Here is a 22789-nt window from a genome sequence, read left to right on the forward strand (position 1 = left end):
TCCATGAGGACCGCACCCCGGTGGGTCAGGTCCATATCGGCATAGTGTATCTAGTAAGGACAAGAAAAGAACACCTTCGTATCGGGGAAGAACTGGGAACCGTCCATTGGCTCAGAGCCGAAGACATTACCCAAGCCATGGAAGCCAAAGACGATACTATTGAATTCGAATACTGGTCCGAACTGGCATTCTCCCTATATCAAACCAGATGAAGGGATTTTAACCATAAGGAACGAATAGCGCCGATCTTTGCCGCACCGAATCAAAACGGGTGGCCCTGTTACCGTAAAATCTTAGCCCATCAAGCTATACTACTAACGGGATGTAATTGACGGTTACTTTCTGTGGACATAAGGGGGAATCGAAACCATCGTCCTCTGCCGGAGCTTCCGGCAGTCCACAGCGCTTCCGGCAGTCCACAGCGCTTCCGGCAGTCCCCAGCGCTTCCGGGAGTCCCCAGCGCTTCTTTACCCCAGCCCGCCCAGCTTCACCAGGGCCGTGTAGATACCCTCCAGGGCCACGCTGGCCTTTTCACGGATCACAAGCCGGGCCCGATAGTCCAGGGCCGTGGGACTAAGATTGATGATAATATACTGCTTCGCCTCTTCCGGGAGGTACGCCACGGGGTACACCGACAGGGAAGATCCCACCACAACCAGCAGATCCGCCCCCTTCACCGCCTGCAGGGCCTCGGTAAACGCATGAGGCATGGGGTCCCCAAAGAGCACCACCGCAGGACGGATACGGCCTCCGCAGACCCGACACCGGGGCGGTATTTCACCCCTCGCCACGGCTTCCTCGATTTCCTCCACCGGCCCCACACGACCACAGGCAACGCACACGGCGTCCCGGGTATTTCCGTGAACCTCCCACACCCGCCGGGAACCCGCCCTATGATGCAGGTTATCGATATTTTGGGTGATAATCCCCTGGATGTACCCCTCCGCTTCCATCCGCGCCAGCACCCGATGGGCCCCGTTCGGTTCGGCGGACCGCATATCCATAAGAAGCCGAAACCCCTCCGCGTAAAACCGCTGGGGCCGCTCCTCCAGCACCCGGAGCGACAGCACCTCCGTCGGGTCCCTGGTCTCCCAAAGCCCCGTACCGTGACTACGAAAGTCAGGGATCCCGCTCTCCGTAGACACCCCCGCCCCCGTCAACACCAGCACACGCCCCCCATTCCGGCGGATCCCATGGATCAGCCCCGCCGCCTCCGCAATCATAGTCCCGTTCGACCTTCCCTCAAATAGGTTATCTCAAAGGCTTTGCAGTATCGTGCCCGCTGGTCTATGCCAGCCAGAGAGAAGAGACCTGTTTCAAAGCGTTGGAAAATATCAAGTCCACGGTCCAGGGATATTTTCCAGCCCGTATCGGTTGTAATGCTTCTGGCATGCACACTATGGGAATTATCGAATTCATAGGTAAAGATAATATCCATCTGTAAAAGCTCATCCTGAATCTTTTTTAGGTTGTCTTCTATTTCGTAACGGTTGTATTCTCCATAATCGGTGATTAGATGTACTGATATTTCCTCTTCTGGGGGTTTTATATCAAGCACAACCTGCATAAATTCTACAAGGTTTCTAATCTGATAAGACTTTCGTATGTATGGATCGATTATAACTATTTTTTTTGCACCTTTTAGGTAATCACCAAATAAGGAACGGTAAGATATTCCAGTTTGATTTTCCGCAATGGTAAAATGAATCGGGCCAGAGTAGTTTTGTATATCCGAATCTGTTTTTTTAATAGTAACGGGAACTGGATCTGGCACAGGAACCAAATCCGGTGACTTTTCAAAAGCGTTTTCTGATCGTTTGCTCGTGAAAAGGGGATACCTTAATTCTTCTGCGGTCCATACATCTTTTTTCTCTCCCCGTTCAATGTCCACATAGGCAAAACGGACTGGATCAAAGGTAGGATCGATTTTAAATATTTCATTCTTAATCCGCTTCCGGCCTTCCATGGCAAAGACCAGGAGCTGTTCAATTTCTTCTTTTTTAGCTTCCCGGTGGGGATATACAATTTTAATAAGACCTGAGAAGGTTTTATTTATAGCCAGTTTATCCCGGGTAGAGAGAGATTCATCAAGCTCAAAATATTTTCTATATAGATTTGAATAGTCTAATGAGCGCTGTAATTTTAAGACCTGTGCTAGGTAATCCACAATAAACCCAAAGCCAGAAGTGAACATTTCGTTTCTAATTATAGATACTTCCCACCCTGGGATATAAAAATGGAGACGATCAAGAAATGCGGAATCGAGGTATTTAGGAGGCAGGTCCATAAAAAGGTTTTCATGCTTTAACATGTAAGAAACACTTTTAGATGTATTCCCTACAAAAACAATGCTTGCATCCGCAGTCAGTTGTTCGGTTCCGCGTGAAAATGAACGATTCGCCAGATAGTTTTTCATTACATCGACCAGAGTTTTATCGACTTGTTTGTCTCTTCCGGCAAATTCATCAAAGGCCACCACATCCCAATACCCAACCAGGCCGATTCGGTTGGTAGAATTATTTACAAACAATTTAGCCAAAGTTACCTCTCCACCAGAAATAAGAATTCCATGGGGAGAAAATTCTGAATAGATATGAGATTTTCCGGTTCCTTTCGGGCCAAGCTCGATTAGGTCATAATTATTTTCGCAGAATGGTATGAGCCTCACAAGCTGATACCATTTATTCCGATCTGACAGTGCTTCCGGATTAAACCCCAGACTTTGGATGAGAAAGTCTATCCAGTCTTCTGTTGTAAACTGAGTTCTAGCGGCGATAAATTCTTCCAGATTAGCGTTAGCAATCTGGATGGGCTTAAGGTTTTCAATGATCCAGGGAACATGGGACGGATTCTCTTCGTAACTGTATTCTAAATCTACAATAGACCAGACACCGCCTACGAGCAGTTTTGGATAATTTTTAACATAATCCGCTTCTACTATTACTTTTTTAATACCCAGATTAGAAAAGGCGGCTTCGTAGGTTCCATTCTGATCGTTTAAAGTTACCGTAACTCGGTCTATTATTTTATAGTGGCCCCGTTCTTTGATCCATGAAAGAACAAGTTGATTTTCACTCCTGTTTACATAATGTTTTGCCAGAATTTCTTTAACCTTTTCAATTCCTGTTTGAATACTCGTTTCATCAGAGGTTGCACAGTATTGGCCCAGGAGGTATTCCAGAACATAGGTAGGTACAAGCGCGTTACCCTTTACGAGCTTAGACAAGTCCTTTCTAACAATATACCCATTAAAGAGATCCTGCACTGTACGTTCATCAACCATGTTGATACTCCTGTATTATAAGAAGTCGACATCCATAACCAAGCGCTTTAGTCTAAAGGTAAAGGTCTTATATAGTATCGGTGTTCCGCCTTCTGCCAGGGTTTCGAGTTTTAATACAATAGATGAGCCAACAAACTGCTTTGCCACAGATAGAAATGAAAATGAAAGAGCCACACCGCGGTTCATATCTTCCATATCTGTGGAATCAAAGGTCCGATCTATTTTATTGGAGATAATTTCACCGGATTCTGACACAAAATAGGAGAGGATACGATGGGCCAGAATGAGACCGCCGATAGGTTCTTCCTGATAGAATTTTAACGTTACTGATGGGGATGTAATATCATTAGAACCTAAAACGGATACTTCAACCCTGCGGGTTTCGTCGGATCTTATTTTTTTAATTTTAATAAGCGGAACAACCAATTCCTGCAAAGTGGTTCCTCCATGGACATAACGTGTGAGAGGCCCTTTTTTTCTGATACGCAACAAACCTTTAGCAACCAGAGCTGTAGAGTTTCCACTAATAGCGGGTTCTTTTGCATCGTACCGGCAAAGACCTGATATCTCTTGTACATTATTTCCTAAAATAAATCTCCTATCACGGTACAGCTCTCCTGGTAAGGTATCAAGGGAAAGCATATAGGGTTCTTCAAAGGTATCCCCCGAATATAAAAATCCATGATCTGCGGTTATAAGTATGTTCGAGCGATCCATATTCGTAATTTTACGAACCATATCGATAAGCCGTTTAAGCTCTTCTGTTACCACCGCTGGGACTGCCTCATCAGAATCGTGCCCTGTGGCATCAATGCGGTCAGAATAGATATATACCAGATCAAAGGGTTTTAACCTTTCTTCTACATCGCTGGCTGACCATGCTAAAAAATCATTTGCCTGGATAGCACAGGCTGTTTTACCTTGATAACGCTCAGAAACAACTCGACCAAGAAAGGTATTTCGGCCATCCACTCCTTCTACAGAAATACCATCGATGGTTACTTTTCCTGTTTCTGGCTGAAGACTCAACTTTGTATGGGGCAACAAAGCTGCCATACCATGGGCGGTGTAGGTTGGGATCAGTGCTGCCAGGGGTTCCCATTCAACCTTAAGACGGCCCTTTTCTATGAGACGCTGACATAATTCCTGGCCTCCTTCCCAACGCAAACCATCGGAAATGATAACAAAAAGTTTTATTTGTTCCCGCAGGTAGGGATCTACAAAGGTAGCAAAGAATGTATGTTGCCGTTTGGCAAAGCCGAGGGAGTTATCAGCATCCAGATAGGTTTGCCACTTGCGAGCCAGTGGTTCCAAATAACCCTCTAAATAGCGGGCATCTATTTTTTTATACAGCTCCGCTAATGTCCCGCTGGAACCGGCTTTTTGATAAGCATACACAAAACGACGGTAGAACTGATCGATTTTATATAATTCATTACAATAACGATCCCACAGCTGCTCCTTAGTTGTTACAGCAAAACCACGCTCCACACGGGCTTGCCGCAGATGTCGTTCAAAAAGGCAATAGGTCTCCAGGGCATCGTATCCGGCTTTCATCGCTCCATCCTGATCATTCCGATACCAGTACAGGTTCTTCCGTTCTGTAATTTGGTTCAAACATGTTTCGATATCCACGGCATTTTTAAGAAGTTCTTCGATTATGCTATGCAATACTGTATGGTCCACCTCTTCATAGATATCAATCTTTAATAATTGTTCTAGCGGTAAGGTTGCTACATAATTCTGGATATTCAACTCTTTCGTAAGGGTTCGAGAGCAGTTCTCGAAGCGCACTGTTTCTTCTCTTGAATCCCTCCAACTATCTATAAATATGTAGGCCCGCTGAGCCTTTGCACTATGATCTTTACCAGATTGGAATTCTAATGCATACTGGAATAGGCGTAATAGAACACCCCGAGGTTCCGGTTTTTCCAGTTCTATACCGTATTCCTTTTTAACAGACCTAAAAAATATATCTGTCAATTGCCATTCCTGGACCTGTTTCCACTTATGCTGTTCATCGTCTGCGGCACAAAGGGAAATAACAATTTCATCCAAAGGCCGCAGTTTTTGGCGCTCTTTCTTTGTTTCTGAAGAAACAATAGAAAGCATTGCATATAAAAGGTCATCTTCGGTCCAATCTGGTCTTGCCAGTGCCTGCAACGGTTCAAAGCGATTTTTTTGATCACGGAAAAATCCAAGTCTTAAAGAAACAGCTTGTTTTAATAAATCTGAGAGGCCCAGATCCTGGATATACATGGAAGCTTCATCGGCAGAAAAAACAACATGTTCTAGTTCCAGATCAAGGAGCCAATTCTCGGTAATGGGCGGCTGTTTCGTTGGGGCATATAGTAAAAACTTTTGATGAGGTTTTTCCCGAATTAAAAGATATTTAATATAAAACTCATTGTTGCTCAGTGTCATTGTTTGAACCGAGTCTCTTTGATAGGATTGGAAAATCTCCAGCATCCGCCCTTCCGGATCATACCAGAAGATGATGCGGTTTTTTAAGAACAGACGATCCAGGGCTTCATAAATACGCTGTGACATGGGAATTTCCTTAGTTTATTGACTATACCCGCTCATCTGGGGCATATCAAGCCCATAAAGTTATCTATCATCACCATACTTTTCACGTTGCAAATCATCTAAATCCAACTGAACATTTCCGTCCTCAGATTTTTCCTTTTTAGGATATTTATTCGGAAAACCAATAATATCCGGTCTATTTTCTTTGGGTATAGAAAGTCCTAACGCAACAAGAAAGCGGTGCTTATAAATATTAGCAATTCCGGCAAACACTCCCTGCTCTTCATTAATCTCATGGCTTTTATAAGGTGGGATTGCACAGCTATAGTGCTTATGTTCTTTATAGGTAGATAAAATAACTTTCCTATACCACCATGAGTTTTTGCCACCACCACAAAAAATAATCGGCAACTCATTTTTGCAATCATTTAATGCAAAACCCTTATACTTTGCACTTACAACTACACTCGCTGTTTGAGTTCTGATTTCTTTTTCTATACTATCCAATTTTTTATTAACTTCTTGATTATTGAATACTTGTTTATATAATTTTTGAAAGTCTTTTTTTGTTATACTCGATACCATATATCGAATATTACGTTTTGCATCTATTCCTCTTGCTTTACTTAATTCGTTTACAGCAACCTCCAGCCCAAGTGGTTTAACTTCAGCTGTAATAAACTCAATTTTTTTATGACCTTGTGAACGATAAAATTTTGCCAGTGCCCCGTCTAAAGTTCCGCCTCCAATATCAAAAATGGCGAAATACCCATCATTTGTAAAAATGTCAGTAAATAAACTCACTGTTTCTGCCAAAAGTTCCGGGACTGTTTCGATATCAGGATTTTTTGGAGCTTGCAAAGATTCGGTATAGTATGTATCTATGTTATGAATATGCTCTACTTGATTAATCTTTGGATACATATACCAGAATGCCTGTAAAACTTCTTCAAAGATTTCTTTTTTTGGAGAATCAGAATATTGCACCGGTATGCCAACACTTATTGAATACTTAATTTCCTTGCCACTCAAGAAAGTTTTATATTTTTCCTTTATCCGTTTTTCTATTTGTGAAAATATTTGCGCCAAGTAATATGCAGTATAAAGTTTATAAGCATCATTTTCTGTGTCTATAGTTGGTAAAATTGGGTTATCGATAAGTACTCCTGTTACATCATGTAAATTAGCTAAAGCCATTTTAAAATACTTTATTCTTTTTGATGGCTCATTAACAGGTTTTGTTAAATGAAGATAATTATTATTTGTAATAAAAATAACACTGGGTATAATTTCCTTGTTATCATCCAAAATTCCCGTTTCCCAGGAAACTATCGCCCGTTCATTTTTATCAAGACAATTAAAACAAGCTTTAGTAAACACAGTTCCCAGATCAATCCCAATATGTACTTGCAAGGGATCTTGTATATCACTCATATCACACCTCCACTTTAATAATGCCAACTCCTTTGTCTTCAGTGCTTGTGTATGCTTCTGAACGTTTTTTATTAATTCTTACTAATTGATATTCTAACTGATCCTTTATTTTATCTATACGGCCCCTTTGCATGGGGATCACCCGCTGTTTCCCCTCCTCTGCGAGCCTTTGTATCAATACTTCAAGCTCAGAAACCTTTCGGTCCGCAGTTCGTTTTGCGTATTCTTCCTGTTTTATGCAGAGCTGCTCATTATCAGACATAAAGTTCTTATCAAATAATGTATATTCATCGCCAGCATATTGAATAAGATAATCCAAGTGAGGTTTTATATGTTCTAAGGATAGTAATTCATCCCAGCTGTTCCATTTACTACCCCTTTGGTAGGCGGCAAGTAACAGACGTTCCGCATCATTGTTGCTCAGAGGCTTGCCATCGATGGGGGCTGCAAAAAAGCGGATCTCCTTTTTCTTTTTCCAGCCCTCGGTTTTCCATAACTGAATAAAATATACATATATACCCGGTTTAATCTGCGGAACAGGCTCTCTTAAAACAATTGAAGAACAGGGATGGATAACATTGGATTCCCGGTTTTCCCTGACAATCCACTGAATCAGTGGATGTACCGGTTCTATATATTCAACCTTTAAATTTTTCTGTTCAATCTGAGCCTTTACATCAAAGACACAAAGTAAATCCCTTTCTGAACGGTCAAGCTGGGTAGGGACAACAGGATGATGTTCTTCAATAAAGTGCCCGAGAGCATTCTTTGCTTCTGGCGAAAGGCAGATAAACAGGGCGGGCACTTTTTTATAGGGCTGTATATTAGTTCCCGGATACTGGGCATTAAAAAAGTTCAACACCAACTGCATCGTATCCTGGGGCTGAATAAAACGATCCAGGTCTTTTGCTTCGTTAATACCTCGGATGATATAGTCACCGACACTGAAAAGTTCAATTGCCTTTTCTTCCAGTTCATTTCTCAGTTTACGTTTATTTTCTATTGCTATTATATTTTGTTCCAGTCGCTGTTCCCGTTCCGATTCGGATAACTCAGGGTTAATTAAATCGAGGGCAAGCTGTTCAACCGTGTCACCCAGGATATCCTCCAGATCACCGATTGAATATTTAAATATATTTATCCGGTCATAAAGTTTAAGCAAAACCTTATCTTCTATTGTATCCCTGCATGCCATATTATAAATAAATATTTTTTCAGATTTCTGTCCGATACGGTCGATACGGCCAATCCTCTGTTCAAGCCGCATAGGGTTCCATGGAAGATCGTAATTGATAAGGATATGACAAAATTGCAGATCAATACCTTCTGCACCGACCTCGGAGGATATAAGGATGTTTGGACCTTCAGCGGATGCAAAATGGTCTATAATCTGGTACTTCTCTTCACCCATACCGCCCATGATACTTACCACACGGAAACCATCAGCATGCAGTCTCCGTTCAAGGTAACTAATGGTGCCACGGTAAAATGAAAATATGATAATCTTTTCGGCTGAGTTTTTATTAAGAAGTTTCCTCAATTGCTCTTTTAATTCAGCGTATTTTGAGTCTAATCGTTCTAACTGTTTTAAGTCTATTTCAACAGGGATAGCATCGGAAAAGGAGTCATCCGAATAGCCGACCGGGGTGTCGTCGTTATCGGTAATGCCAAGATCTTCCCAGAACTGTTCATCCAGCGAAGCATGATCGTGCCAGTGTTTAAATGCGGCGGGCATACAACTGGTCATCTGCCTCTGCCGTGCAATCAAAGTAAATTGGGATAGGAGGCTTTTCCCCTTGGATTTACCCCAAATATAATTAGTAACTTCCCGATATAAATATTTTTCATAATCTGAAAATTCAAAATTATAGGTCCAGGGACTGCGGATTACCCGGTTTTCTAACACATCCCGTTTCCTGGTCCTATTCACATAGTGGCTAAAATAGGCCCGTTCATGTATACGTTGTGCAAAGTCAATCCGTGCTTCCGGGGTTAAGGCCCCGTGCTGTAACGCGGAGTAAAGCTGATCGGCCAGATCGTCCCCAAGAAGAGAGCGCGCTTCCTGCACTCTATGCAGTAGAGCCCTCATATCATAATTTGCAAGCCGAGAGCGTATAATATTTTCCAGTTCGATTAAGACTGCGTTTGTCTGGAGAAGCTGAGAAAAGGTATCATAATTACTGAACTCTTCGGGTGAGAGGAGTCTGAGGAGGTTGTAGAAATTTTCATCGGAGGTTTGGATCGGGGTAGCCGAGAGCAGTACCAGATTAGCCGCATTATCCCTCAGGATGCTTGCGGTTTGATGACTAGCTGTGGAAGCATTCCTCAGGTAGTGGGCCTCATCAATAATAACAAGATCTAAAAGGGGGTCCGTTGCCTGTTCTGCCATTTCTTCCAGAAACCCGCCTAATTTAGCTCTGCCATTCAAAGCATTATAATTCCAGTCTGCAGACCGCGAGCGAATCCCCTCCAGACTGGTGATAAGGATAAACGAACGGCCTGTTCTTCGCTGAGCGGCCGACTCAAGCCGTTCCAGGAGTCGGGCCGCATCAACTATTTCCGCATCTTCTCCAAAGCGGGTTTCCAGATCCCGCTTCCATTTTTCCCGGAGCATGGAAGGACACACAATTAAAAGCCTGCGAAGCCGTTCACGTGCCTGGAGCTCTTTCCATATATAGATTGATTCAATGGTCTTTCCTAAGCCGACCTCATCGGCAATAAGAAGCCGTCCCCGGGGAGATTCGATAAATTGCAATACGGGCTTGAATTGATGGGGTAAAAATTCCGTATTTCCCACCCCCATGGAATAAAACACATTGGTCAGTTCTCCGGAAAGTTTTTCGGTAACCACCATGCGGGCAAGATCCTCCGGTCCGCCAACCCGGCCCTTTGTAAAGAGAACAAACATATCTTCATCTTGCGGAACCAGTTCAAGCAGACTTGCCCGGACATATTCACGATAATTTGGACCAAATTCTACTTCAAAAGTCGTAAAACTACCGAACACCCTGGTTTTACCGGTACAGATTCCCACCTTTCCAGGGTCTGGTTTACACCGTACCACATCCCCTTGGTTAAACAGAGGCTGGTTTGTCATGGTCATTCCTCATCTTTTGCTTCCAGCTGTTTTATTGGCTCAACGATGCCAGATAACTTGCGATAATTCACCTTAACCCCATCATCCAGATCAAGCTCTATCCGCTTCAGCGCCAAAGGATACAGGAGGTCCCGTTCCCATGCTTCTATTTCGGTCCGATATTTTTCGAGCTGGGTAAGGCGTTTTTTTGCCCGGCTCTTTTCTGTTGCACTTTCACTGGCTGATTCCAGTACAGCCTGGAAAGACCGGATTTTCTGGTCCAATTTTGCGCGGTACGGTCGGACATAATCATTTAAGACCTTTCCGATGGTATCCCGGTTATACCGATGCAGATACATGACTGCCCGAAAGGCTCCGGATGGGGAAGAGATCATCCAATAGATGGGCCGATTCTTATACCGCTTAATGTGTTCTTTGTAAAAGTCCCGGACAAAGTAGGTTCGGAGATCCCTGCCAAGGTTCTGTTCGATCCAGCGGAGATTATCATTATAATGCTCCCCGGATATAAAACGGAGCCAGCTTTTAAATGCCGTAGGGAGATCGTCGGCAAAGTCGTCCTCGTCGGTGAGGGGGAGCACCCCGTCCCCATCAGGCAAAAACCGGGCACCGGGGACCCGGGCTTTAAAATCCTCTGCGGTAGATTCCGCATCTGCCAGAATAAGGCCGTCCTGTTCCACCGAATAGCGGCCAAAAAGACAGCCCACACCATAGGAGACAAACTGTCGTGCAAGGACAGCATCGTCAAACTCGATACGGTTTTCCTTGCCGGCCGAATCCACCAGTTCTTCCTGCAGAATGGTTATCTCATTGTAGGGAACCTCGGGACTCAGTTCATCCTGCAGACCATAGAGGTCAATGAATATCCGGTTATTTTCTTCCTCATTTTTATGGAGTTCCAGAAAGAGGCTCGTCCAATGGCACTTAAAGGCTTCCGCTTGCGTTGGGAGATGGATCGCCTTTCCAGAACCAAAGGCAGAGGGCCAGCTCCAGTCGGTAAGGTTTTCATCGATGACTGTCTCGATTTTCGGCGCACTATAGTCGGTAAGCAGAGGCGAGCGGCGGAAGTCCCAGGAGGTTTCCCGAAGATCCCAGTCGGATTTTACGATTGATACATTCCTCCTTACTTTATCTTCGATCTCTTGAGATATCGCCAGAATTGGAATTTTCCTAATGTCGCCCGTTGTGTAGCTGATAGTCGGGCAAATCACTTGGGCCGCAAAGCTTCCAAAATTGGAGTTAAGTGAGGCAAGAATTTGCCATATTGTGATCGTGTCTCCATCTCTAGGAAAGATGCATGAGCCAGCCTGATCAAACAAGAAACCAGGAGGCATGTAGCGGACCGCAAATCCATTCACCGAGATAACTGTCCAGGTTATTCCCCTCTTGCCATATTGAGTCTCACTCCGCAAATTCGCATTATTCTTCCTTAGGGCTAGGCCTCTATTTTCATAGTTTATTACATACTCATTGTTTCCATACCATTTGCGATATTCTCCACCCTTTGCAAGTGGGAACCATTTCTGATGAGACGTATTCTGTATGCTTATCCATGAATGAGATACCTCATACCATAGCCTAACAAACAAGCCAATGTTTCCGCCTGTATCTAGGCCTTTTAGTGCTCTATCTCCAACAGGTTCGCAAGACGAGAATACAGCCTTTGATTTTTCCCCAATCCAATAGGCCAAAGGCAATCCAGGGATCAACTGGAGTTCTCTCTGAGAGCATTTGTAGATGTTTTGTTTTTCTAGCACCGCTCGATCTTTTTGTTCGGCTGTACCAAAATCAACAAGCCGGAAGAATGTTGGCATCCTATACCTCGATGAGTGATCTATTAAGTTCAGGAAGAGCATTCAGCAGTTCCGATGATACTTTCCTTTTGGGCATGACAATACCTTCTGTCACCCAAATCATGTCGTAGGACCGCCCATTGCCAATTGGCTCGGTCGCTATCCCAAGCACTTGCGTAACTCCATACTTCAATTGCGCTAGACCAACAAATGCAAAAAGCTGCTTTCGCCTGAGAACCCTAGGTTCTTTTGTGTAGATAAAGAGAAATAGAACACCAAGCTTCGGACGCATGTAGGGCAACAAACGAGTATTGCCGTCACGCGAAGCATCAGCACATCGATAAAGTAGCTTGCCTAACTCTATCCGACGCTTTCTGTCCAGCCACCCTAGCTGCTCTGCGATTTTGAGAGAGTCCAACGATGCATCAACAAAAGGAGCTGAGTATTCATGATCTAGATCATGCAAATGGCTTAGAATATCATCTAACAACAGGCTAAACCTGTAATCCGGATCGAGATTGACTTCCCCTTTGAATAAACGAGAAATCCACTGAAACCCTAACAGATACTTCTCCTCGAACGACTCTATCGGCCTTCCCTCACTGAGTAAATCTGGTATCTGCGCCGCAATTCGCAGCAAGGTTGTCTCCTCTTGATTAATGAAGACAGACTCACGAGATGCAAGTGTGTAATGCGCCTCGCAATAATGGATAAAGTCAGCCGCCGTGTTTACTCTCTCCGTTAGAATTTGAAGATCCGAGATGGAAAGAAATATTGTCGGTATCGTAGGCTTGTCAGCCGAACTTATCAATGAAATCGGATCAATATTCTCATTTACGCCAGCCAATACAATAATCCCATATACATAGGGATATTGTGATAGATCTATTTGCTTCTTCACAGCAAAGACTGGATTAGTAAACTCCTTGACTATACCATCCTTGAGCTGCCGGTATGATCCATTAAGTTGCTTAGAAGCTTTGCTTGCGTGTTTTGCTATCCAATCAGTCTCAGCACGCTCGGAAGATTTGGTTTTTACTTGAACAATCACGATGGTGTCTTCGAAGATTACCAAAGCATCTGCAAATTCCTTTTGTGGATCCTTCATGGGGTTACGATATACAAATGGTTTGAAGAAAGCGCACTCTAAGAACCATTGAACAATCTTCTCTGCATCATCTGCCATATCATCAGTAGGCAAAGGTAGAGGTGTTGCATCATATCTAAAACCCATCAGATCCTGTATTTTCAAAACCAGCCTCTGTTTTATCCCTTGGGCGGATACGGGTCGCTCCCATAGGTGTGCTCTTCACGAATCTTGCCATCAGTGCCATGAATAATAACTTGGGCCTTTCCGCTATTCTTGGCTATTTCGATAGCTCTCTGATTAGCTTCTCGTTGGGTTGAGCTGACTATAGAGGCTCGCTCAGCACCCTCTCTCTTACCCTGCCACTGGCCATCGGGCCGTTGGGTAATATGAATACGTTCTTTCTTAGGCATGAATCACTCCTTCCCTGAAGGAACATCTTCTGGACTTGGCGCGATTTTACCCACATCTTCCGACGCACTGCCTTTCGGTGTGGCTAGAAATTCATTAATGGTAAAGATAGGACTTGTTGGTCGTGGAGATGTTGAAAACAAGCCATCGATATGTTCGAAGAGGTCGTCCCCTATTGGGTTCCACATGGGGTCGAGGACAAAATCTATCCCCTCTCGTCGAGCCACTTTAGCTGCAGGGACGAAGTCACTATCGCCAGCGATGAGGATTACGCGATCGACAAGGCGCTTATATGCAAGAGCAGATATGTCCAGACCAATACGCATATCCACCCCCTTTTGCTTGATATCAAAACGTATATCCGAATCGTTGAGATCTTCGAGACGAATCCTTCCTGCCAAAAGATCCTTTGTTTTGGAACGTGAAATAATCCATGCGTCATTATCTTTGACAGTACCTAGCCTTAGTGCTACTTTTCGCTGCCGTTTCAGCTGTTCAAGAAAACCATTTCTAAACTGGGCGGTCGTGCTTTTTGAAAAATCGATAAGAGCTTTGGAAATCGGATTATGGACTTTCTTCTGAAGAGGCTGGCAGTCGTAGTAAAAGATTCTGTAGAGCCTTTCTCCTCGACTTGGCTGAACATGTGCGTTTGTTAGTTTTTGAAATACCGCAGCAGCTTGGCAATAATCATGCTCCATAAAATCAGGACATCTGCAGAAAAGAGCACGGTATCTCTTTAAATAAAAGCCACCATCGACCATAACAGCGACTCGCTCGATGCCGCCGCTATTCATACCGCACCCCAACAAAAAACAAAGCCCCCGAGTCGACCATACCAAGATGAATCGGTACGGAGATCGTCGGGGGCGCTATTAACATTATCAAATGATAGTATAAATGTAGGAGCTGAAATCGGTTTTGTCAAGCCTTGGCGAAGCTCTGGTAATAATCTATCCAGCCAATAACAATAAATACTGCGCATTATGACTCCTTTTTGCTCCATCCCGCACCCGCCACGGGGAAATGCTTGCGCACTTCACCCCGGCCTACCAGATTCGCAAAGGTTCTAAAGTCCTTTCGTCTATGCTGGATCCGCCCCGCTACGATGGCTGGATGTACTCCATGGTCCTGTGCGTAGGCAACCACCTCGTTGGTCGAGAGACGAACCTTTGTGTCCAGATCGAAATCGGTAGGTAAGAGTGCTGAGGAAGCAAACCGATCGGCATCCTGTTCCTGCTTGGAATCACTGCTCGCGAGGTCCAAGTCGTCTGCTATCCAGGACCGATCCCCTGAAAGGTGGCCAAGTTTCAGATGGCCAAGCTCATGGAGAAGCACGAACCAAAAATTGTCAAGGCGGTCATAGCGGAGGGTCAGAGCTATTACGGGACGATTGCCCTCGGTGAGAAATACCGCACCATCAAGATATGTGTGCGGCAGATGCGGAACAGCCAGCAGTGTAATCCCCGCCTTGCTAAGGTACTCTCGTGCCTGGTGAGGACCATCCTCGGTTACCGATAGGGATACGAGAGTCTGGATGAACTTGTCGGTGAGCGCCTCGCTCTTGAAGCGTCCTACGGACGGATGTTCAGAGGCTTCACGTAGGACTTGGAGGCTCCACCCGAGCAGAGCATAGTTGTCCAATTTTGCATTCAAGCGCATGCCATCGTTCTTCTTCGCTGCCATTCGCGGGACCGCGGAAAATCCCCCGATTCGACCAACGAGCCAGCGAATGGCTTCCTCAGCCTTATCGCATATCTTGGCATTTCCAATGGGGAATCCATGGAATGCCCCATTCTTTTCCATGGCCTTGACAGGAAACTGTGAGAAATCGAGGTCGTCCAATGCCTTGGAAAGAGGCTCCTGAGCTTCATGGATAAGCGATTCAGCAGGTATACCCAAGTGGACATGGAGCGCCCGGATCATAGCTAGGGTAAGCTCTCGTTTACAAGATAATACTTCCGATACTCTTGAGCGCGATCCAATGTAGGGGATAAGGTCTTTTTGCGTTAAACCCGCCTGTTCCATCCTGAACTTGATAGCTGCAATGGGGTCAGGAGGGTCTATTTGATAATGCTCGTCTTCGTATTTTTCGATGAGCATGGCGAGGACGTCGATTTGGTCGGATTCCACCGTGCCTTCCGGCGCGTTGAAGATGCGATCCAAATCAGCGAGGGCGCGCTCGTAATCCTCTTCGGTCTTGAGCACCTTAAGCTGGATTTCCATTGTATGTCTCCGCATTGATCTTGTCGTACTCGGCATGGGTCCCTACGAACTTGATCCAGGCGATGCCTTTGTCATACCGGAACGCGCAGACTAAGCGAAACTCATTCCCCCGGATGTCGAACTGCACTCGATTGTTCCGAAGTATGCTAGCCGTAGGGTACCTGCGCTTGACGTCCTCCGGCGTAGCCCACGTTGCATGGAGCGCCTCGTGATACCATGCTTCCAGGGAGGCCTTGGATCGGGGATGCTTGGTCCAAAACTGGACCAAAGTCCTCCGGGCAATTACATTCATCCGCCTATACCAACCATACTACATTTCCACCAGCTTGTCAACATATAAGTTCCCATTATGGGAACATTTATTCCTTGGGTGGACGAGCTTTCTTCAGGACAAAGCTCGTTGTTTGGACAACTTCACCACCAATAGTCTCGAATGCATGAGCTCCCAGGTGAGCCATGACAACAATAGTGTCTTCTTCGAGAAGCTTCTTACGAAGATCCTCGAAACTTGAGAGAAACATCCAGCTTTGCTGATTTATCATACCCATGTACCCGTGCCTCACGAGACCTTCAAGACATCGTTCCATGAATACCGCGAAGAGATCTGACTTGGAATCTGGATATCGCTTACCTACATAGGACTTGATGCTGTCATTCATCCCCTTGGACCCCATATACGGCGGATTTGTTACCACCACATGGTAGCGGGGTTCCAGGTATTCCAGGATTCTGAAGGCCGCTTTTAGGTCATCTAGTTCGGCGGTGCCAAAGAGGTCATCAAAGCGGTGGCTCTCTATGCCCGCTTCTATTTCTGCAATTTCAGCAGCCGCTCCGGCGGGCACCGGAATGAGGGAGCCAAAATTACGTCCCTCTTTAAGGAGTTCCAGGCTTTCCTGCAGGTCCGGGGAAAGGCGGACATTCAGCTTCCGCAGATCCACCTGGATATCCCTCATGGCGGTTACATGGGGCGTTATGCCACGTTCAAAAAAGCGGCGGTCCTTTTCCCGGGCCACCATAGCAAGAGTAAAAGCCGCAAGCTCCGCCGCCCGTTCATCAATATCAATCCCATATATATTGTGTTCAATGATGAGCGATGGTATTTCCGCTGGGGCATAGCCTTCTTCTTCGTAGATTGCGTAGAGGAGCTCGAAAAAATAGGCCAGGATATGCCCGGAGCCGCAGCAGGGATCCAGGCACTTAAGTTCTGTGGGATCTGTTACCCTGAGGAAGTCGGGCTCAGGGTCGGACTCAATAAAGTACTTCATCCTTTCCTTGAGCTGCGAGTCGGGACGGTTCAGAAGCCAGAGCCGGCCCAGGGAATTTTCTACCATGAAGCGGACGATCCAGTGGGGTGTAAAAAGCTGGGTAGCGGCGGGAATGTTTTCCTTGCTGACCTTTACGTTCTTTTTAAGGAGGGCGAAAACTTCGTCTTTTTTTTCGGAAATATAGAACTGGTAGAGCCAGCCGATGATCTCCACCCCTTCCTTACAGTCCGCATCGGAAAGGCCTGAAACCATCCGGGCAATAATAGAGTTTTCTGAAAGCAGATCCTGGGGAAGAAGCAGTCCGGCCCAGTCATCTACCTTGGTAAAAAGCCAGGGCATCCGTTCCGCCCAGGCATTGCAGATTCCTAACAAAGCCAGTTTGTAGGCCTCCCGGTCCGGCTGGGAGGAATGGATTCGGCCTGATAAAAATCCTTCTATGTCGGCGGCGTATGGCTTAAGTTCCAGGGGGATGTTCCCTCGTTTAATCTCCGCAAGGAGTTCCGGCTGGGATTCACCGCTCCGGGGAGAAATGACCCGGGGACTTGTATATCCCCGGCTATCCATATAGCGGAATGCGGCAAGGCGGTTGAACCAGAGGTAGGCCGCTTCTTCTACCAGTTCTTGCCGCCCCTTCGATTTATCCAACTCCGCGATCTTCTTCTTTTCAGCCGAATGGGCACGGAGGTACTCGTCGTCATGGGAAAGTACATATTCTATACGGGCTTTCATCTGGGCGATAAGTTCCCGTCTCATTTCCTGGGCGAATTTTTTAAGACTGTTTAAATCCATGGTACGACTTCCTCTTTATAAGCTGATCCGTTTGCCCTGGGCAATGAGTTTTTTCCAATGTTCTTCCAGACTCATGGCATAGTCCTTAACATCTGCTTCAGAAACCAGTTCGGTTTTATGAAAGGGAACCCGCTTTTCCTTTGCATCCGCATAGATGATTTTTTGAGCAGGATGAAGGATTTCATTGATTCGGGTCCGGCAGGATTCATAAACTTTTCCTGCCTGGGTGATACCCACGTCCCGAATTGCAGGCAGGGTGTTTTTCATTTTTACGCTATCTTTTAAACGGGTAAATAAAGATCTAAATTCCTGCTGTTGTTCCTGGCTCAGTAAAGTCCATTCGGGCAAAGCGGTCAGTTTGCCAAGGTATTCATCGATCCTTTGTTCCGCCTGCTTTCGCTCTTCCGCAAGCAGATTCTGTTCCTTTTGAACCATGGTCTCCCAGAGGTCCTTAGCCCGTTTTGTATCGCTGGTCTCATATAAATCTTTTGCGGTCCGGTATGCTTTTATAGCCCTTTCTGCGTCAGGCATGGCTATTTCTGCAAGATTATCCTGGCTGTCATGAAACCAGGTATCGATTCTACGCCATGTCTCTACATTGGGGCCTTTCAAAAACTTTATGATATGGTCGGCCTCATCTACCATGTTTTCTAAATTAGTCCTATAACTGTCCAGATTTTCCAGGAACCAGGACCAATCGTTCTTTAGCATATTCCTGAGCTGATGGTTCAGTTCAGAGGCTCGCTCACAGAAGGCAAAATCAGGAGCACCTGACAGGCTTTGTTCAAAATCCTGAATAAAGGTCAGCAAAGCATCTTTAAAGGCAATGGCCGCATCCTTGCCGCTAGAGCCGGAATTCGGTATATGGAAGAGGGTCTCGTGTATATCCTTTAATTTTCGTACCATCTCTCCAGTAACTACTGGGGTAAGTTTAATGGTAACAGCATCATGTCCCCGGTTCTGATTAAGAAGGTTGTATACATCATCCATGCCAAGGACTTCGGTACCCCGAAGGAGCTCTATTTCTTCCCGTTTAAAGAGGCTTGCTACGATACAAAGGATTGCCCATTCGTACCAGCCGTATTGGCCCTTGCTGAATTCTTCTTTTATCGCTGCAAGGCTCACGGATTCCATCTGGGCCTGTTTTCGTTTAAGCCAGTTGTGCAGTTCCTGTTCCGCTTCATTGGAGTCAACCCCGCCGAGTTCCAACACATTTGCTGAATCATACAGGATTTTCCTTAAACTCTCCTGGGTGTAATGGGTTTTGATCAGTTTAAGGTTCGGGTAGGAACGGGATACCAGGTCCTGAAAGACCCGTTCAATCCGTTCCAGGGGATTATTATTAGGGATGGATAATTCCTGGTCCATAACAGCAAAATCGGATACCTTGATGAGTTCCCGCACCATATCCGCAAGACGCCGTTTTCGTTCATTGTTCTGGGCCTGCTTATCCGCATAAATTCGGGCGTATTTAGTTTGTTTTGCATCGGTTCTGCGGATCCAGGCTTCTGTTTTCAGAAAGAGTTCCAGCTCATTAATAAAATTGGTATCTAATGGTAGAATAATGAGCAGTTCCTTCCGGCCCATAGAACGGGTTAAAAGGGCAGATCGGTTTTCCGCATCGGGATGCCAGGGGCTCACCACCCGGAGTATCAAATCTCCCTGGCCTCTTGCGGGTTCATCGTCCATGGCTTTCTGAAATGCATAATCTTCGCCAGTAGCAATGTGACGAATTTTAGAGCCTTTTAAGATATCCCCAAAAACAATACCTTCTATAAACTTACGGCATTCCTGATCTTCCGCGTTTATACGCCGTATTTCGTCTTCCACATCCCGTTCATCATCGGTCAAATACTCGTATATATCTCCGTTCCGTCTTATGTAGGTCTGATTTTCCAGCTTATTAAGCGATTCCTGAACCTGTTGTTCTAATGCTACCAGGTCAAGATCAATCCTGTCTGCCAATAGGATTTTGATATTATTGACCGTGCTTTTAAAACCCTGAATATATTTAACCAGCAGGAGCGCTTTTATTACCCGTACCGAAAAATCATCAGCCAGATTCCGTTCGGCCTGGTTAATGGCAGCAATGAGTCCGGTTTTCAGGGTTTGACGGATCCCGTCGAACATGGCATCGAAGGGGGCAAATCGGTACAGTTCCTTGTTCTGATACGATTTACCCACATCCTGAAAAATTTCGAGCATGGATCGTTCACCCCGGGATACGTGGGCTCCCACGAAGGCGTCATGTTCACCCAGCCCTTTTAGTGCATCCTGCAGGAGCGTATATTGATAGGCAGGAAATGGGTAGGAATAGATAAAGGTCTCTTCGTCTTTAAACTGGACGGCTTTGCCTCCTTCGGTAAAGGTAAAGACGGTCCGCAGGGACTCCTTTTCTCTATGATAAAATTCTCCTAATAGTTCCTTGCCTTTTTCTTTTTTTTCTAGAAGCCGTTTCTGAATTACTTCCTGAACGTCGGCTGAGCTTAAGGCGATACGAAATTTAAAACGGCCCAAAATCTTGGAAAATGCATCGGCAGCACTATTTCTTTTTAATGTATCAACCAAGGTATCGATGGTCTCCTGACTGGTTACATAGACCCAGGCTCTTCCACCGGTTTCTACACCCAGACTTTCTACTATGGTTTGTAAACTTAACATGAGCCGAGAGTCCTGAGCCACAAACTGGCCAACTTCGTCTACAAAAAAATTAATGCGGTGCCGTTTGTCCGGCTGACGGTCCAACCAATGGGCCACTTCTTTTGTAAAACTATCTACCGTAATGGAATATTGAGATTCATATTGGCTGATAATTCGTTCCGCTTCTTCGGTTGATACCTCATGAAATTGGCCAAGAACGGATATAAAGGTTTTCCTCCCAAGCATGAGAGCCTTTGAACGGTTTTCATCCCAACTTTTACCGGTTTTTTCATGGTAATAATTTTTCCAGCTTTCTAGTCTGTTTTCTTCATCAAGATGTTGTTCAAACCGAGAAACTGCGCCTGGTTCTATATAATAACCCCGCATTTTATTGAACATCCGAATAAAGGCATACAATACCGCATTATCGCTCATATTGCGGGCAGATTCGGCATGCTGTTCAATATTAAAAAGTATACTCGTCGCAGGAATGTCCAATATTTTCTCAAAATCAGCACGGAAGAGGGCGTCATCAATTTTTTTTAAGAATATATCCTTAAGTTTAATTCCCTGTACTGTTTTATTTCCCATAATAAGGGAAAGAATTTTTAACAGGTGCGATTTTCCTGAACCAAAATAGCCGGATATCCATACTCCATTGTAAGGGTAGTTACCCTTTTCGGAAGTTGCATCCTTAAGAGCTTCTACCAGTTTCCGCAACTCCTTGGCTATTTCTTTAGTGATAACGTACTCCTCAACCTCCTGAACAAGATGTCGTTCATCTTCGGCCTTAATGACCCCATCTATATCCCGTGAAATATCCTTTGCAAGAATCTCCTTAAGCGTTGTCATTTAAATTCCCCCTGATTATGTATTCTTCTAATTTAAATGCCCGGTAATATCTGGCTTCCAAATTGCCAAATAGTTTAAGCTTATAACCTTCCCTTTCTGAAGTTAGATATTCACCGGGGAAAAAGAGAACCACTGGTCTGTCAGACAAAGTTGATTGCAAATTACTTAAAATTTCATGGGCCCGAATATAGGGGTAGACTTCACCAGCCTGCCACAGAATAACAATCTGGGCATTTTTATCATTTGCTTCATTTTGTATGGCAGGAACAATCACCGAGTCGGGAGGAAGCATTCTAACCATTTCTTCGAAGAAACGAGCTTTTGGTAAGGTAGGTTCTAATTCAAATAAATCTTCCAATTCACCGGACTGCTTAAAATAATGTATAGTAAAATCATAGAGTCCAAACAACGCTACCCTAATACCAGCCCGTTCAAGTCGTTTAACAAGTGCTTCTATTTTTTGATACACTAACCTTTGGTCTTTTATATTATAGGCATGAATAAAATAGGGGATTTCGTTTCCTAAGCCTTCCATTGCTAAAAATCTTGAACTGGACATTATATTAAAAAAGGTATTAAAAAGCTGATCATAGCTCGTCATTTGTTACCTATCCTTTGTAATAAATATTCCAAAGCTGCCAAATCATCTGCCTTTTTATATTGTTCTACCAGATAGCCAGGAACCGTCATTCTTTGTATACTATATTCTTTATTTGCATTAACCATGCCAACTTCTTTGAGTATCTTAAAGATTACCTGTCGTATTTTTTCGAAACTGGTCGATGAAAGGGTATCCAATTCAGGATGTACTGGACGTTTACTCTCTATAAAATGATAGTAGTCATCCATACCAATAAAATCCTGCCCAATGGATACCTTATCTTGAATGACTTCCCGGACAAAATCTCCCAATAAACCATAATATCTGCAGCAAAGCACAAATAACACATAGGGTGTAGCGGGGTCCTCTCTTGCAACAAGTTCTAATTCAAAGGGGTATGCTATTGATAAGCGTCTTTTAATTTCAAGAAAATAACGGAACGTACTGGATATTCTTGTTTTATGAAGGAGGTTTTCATTAACAACCGTTTCACGAAGGGCATTCCAATTCGGGTTCGCAGTATATAGTTTGGCAATTATGCAGGTTTCGGGTTGCAAGAGTGCCCCTACCGCCAGACTTAAATTATATTTTTCTTTCATACTTTTTTACCTATACTACCGCTACTTTTATTAATTGTCAAAGAATCCCCTCACTCCCCTTCCCATTCCTGTTCTATAAAGCCGGCGAAGCGTTCACGTAGGGCTTTGCGGAACGAGTGGCCGGTCATGCCCAATAGTTTTGCTGCGGCTTCCCGGTTTCCGCCGCTGGCCCGGAGGGCCGCCGATACA

At 44.8% G+C, this 22789-nt stretch carries 17 protein-coding genes; 1 reads left to right on the top strand and 16 read right to left on the bottom strand.

The window, feature by feature from the left end:
* The coding region (locus Q7P68_RS11635; RefSeq protein WP_304225852.1) for a hypothetical protein at positions 1 to 212 on the top strand (212 nt) is incomplete at its 5' end.
* Positions 213 to 467: 255 nt separating this feature from the next.
* Here the strand turns inward: Q7P68_RS11635 and Q7P68_RS11640 are convergent.
* The 16 genes from Q7P68_RS11640 to Q7P68_RS14010 all read right to left on the bottom strand — a co-directional run.
* On the bottom strand, positions 468 to 1169 hold the full coding sequence (locus Q7P68_RS11640) for an SIR2 family NAD-dependent protein deacylase (protein ID WP_304225854.1): 702 nt from the start codon (positions 1167 to 1169) through the stop codon (positions 468 to 470).
* A gap of 50 nt (positions 1170 to 1219) precedes the next feature.
* Positions 1220 to 3283 (bottom strand): BREX system Lon protease-like protein BrxL, encoded by a 2064-nt coding sequence (gene brxL, locus Q7P68_RS11645; RefSeq protein ID WP_304225856.1) that lies wholly within the window; start codon positions 3281 to 3283, stop codon positions 1220 to 1222.
* A gap of 15 nt (positions 3284 to 3298) precedes the next feature.
* On the bottom strand, positions 3299 to 5833 hold the full coding sequence (pglZ, locus tag Q7P68_RS11650) for a BREX-1 system phosphatase PglZ type A (protein WP_304225858.1): 2535 nt from the start codon (positions 5831 to 5833) through the stop codon (positions 3299 to 3301).
* 60 nt (positions 5834 to 5893) lie between these two features.
* The gene (locus Q7P68_RS11655) at positions 5894 to 7246 is read right to left on the bottom strand and encodes an acetate and sugar kinases/Hsc70/actin family protein (protein ID WP_304225860.1); all 1353 of its coding nucleotides are present in this window, start codon (positions 7244 to 7246) and stop codon (positions 5894 to 5896) included.
* A 1-nt stretch (position 7247) separates the two neighbouring features.
* Positions 7248 to 10343 carry an SNF2-related protein gene (locus Q7P68_RS11660; protein ID WP_304225861.1) on the bottom strand — a complete coding sequence of 1032 codons (3096 nt, stop codon included), beginning with the start codon at positions 10341 to 10343 and terminating at the stop codon, positions 7248 to 7250.
* Between the two features lie 2 nt (positions 10344 to 10345).
* Positions 10346 to 12196 (bottom strand): BREX-1 system adenine-specific DNA-methyltransferase PglX, encoded by a 1851-nt coding sequence (pglX, locus tag Q7P68_RS11665; RefSeq protein WP_369695323.1) that lies wholly within the window; start codon positions 12194 to 12196, stop codon positions 10346 to 10348.
* Positions 12156 to 13385: a hypothetical protein gene (locus Q7P68_RS11670; protein ID WP_304225864.1), complete on the bottom strand. Its 1230-nt coding sequence runs from the start codon at positions 13383 to 13385 to the stop codon at positions 12156 to 12158. Before Q7P68_RS11670 ends, pglX (Q7P68_RS11665) begins: the two co-directional genes overlap by 41 nt.
* 14 nt (positions 13386 to 13399) lie before the next feature.
* On the bottom strand, positions 13400 to 13633 hold the full coding sequence (locus tag Q7P68_RS11675; RefSeq protein WP_304225866.1) for a DUF2188 domain-containing protein: 234 nt from the start codon (positions 13631 to 13633) through the stop codon (positions 13400 to 13402).
* 3 nt (positions 13634 to 13636) lie between these two features.
* Positions 13637 to 14425, bottom strand: a complete 789-nt coding sequence (locus tag Q7P68_RS11680; protein WP_304225867.1) for an NYN domain-containing protein — start codon at positions 14423 to 14425, stop codon at positions 13637 to 13639.
* A gap of 187 nt (positions 14426 to 14612) precedes the next feature.
* Complete coding sequence (locus tag Q7P68_RS11685; protein WP_304225869.1) at positions 14613 to 15869, bottom strand: ImmA/IrrE family metallo-endopeptidase; 1257 nt, start codon at positions 15867 to 15869, stop codon at positions 14613 to 14615.
* Positions 15838 to 16146, bottom strand: coding sequence for a type II toxin-antitoxin system HigB family toxin (locus tag Q7P68_RS14005; protein ID WP_369695324.1), 309 nt, complete (start codon positions 16144 to 16146; stop codon positions 15838 to 15840). The genes Q7P68_RS11685 and Q7P68_RS14005 overlap by 32 nt, the downstream gene beginning before the upstream one ends.
* Before the next feature lie 67 nt (positions 16147 to 16213).
* Positions 16214 to 17908 carry a BREX-1 system adenine-specific DNA-methyltransferase PglX gene (gene pglX / locus Q7P68_RS11690; RefSeq protein ID WP_304225871.1) on the bottom strand — a complete coding sequence of 565 codons (1695 nt, stop codon included), beginning with the start codon at positions 17906 to 17908 and terminating at the stop codon, positions 16214 to 16216.
* Positions 17909 to 17923: 15 nt separating this feature from the next.
* Positions 17924 to 21400: a BREX system P-loop protein BrxC gene (brxC, locus tag Q7P68_RS11695; RefSeq protein WP_304225872.1), complete on the bottom strand. Its 3477-nt coding sequence runs from the start codon at positions 21398 to 21400 to the stop codon at positions 17924 to 17926.
* On the bottom strand, positions 21387 to 22001 hold the full coding sequence (locus Q7P68_RS11700; RefSeq protein ID WP_304225874.1) for a DUF1788 domain-containing protein: 615 nt from the start codon (positions 21999 to 22001) through the stop codon (positions 21387 to 21389). Before Q7P68_RS11700 ends, brxC begins: the two co-directional genes overlap by 14 nt.
* A complete protein-coding gene (locus Q7P68_RS11705; protein ID WP_304225876.1) occupies positions 21998 to 22600 on the bottom strand; it encodes a DUF1819 family protein in 603 nt (200 codons plus the stop codon). Before Q7P68_RS11705 ends, Q7P68_RS11700 begins: the two co-directional genes overlap by 4 nt.
* Positions 22601 to 22650: 50 nt before the next feature.
* Positions 22651 to 22789: helix-turn-helix domain-containing protein (locus tag Q7P68_RS14010; RefSeq protein WP_369695325.1), on the bottom strand; the 139-nt coding region annotated here is incomplete at its 5' end.

It is taken from the genome of Gracilinema caldarium (assembly GCF_029265695.1).
GTDB lineage: Bacteria > Spirochaetota > Spirochaetia > Treponematales > Breznakiellaceae > Gracilinema > Gracilinema caldarium_A.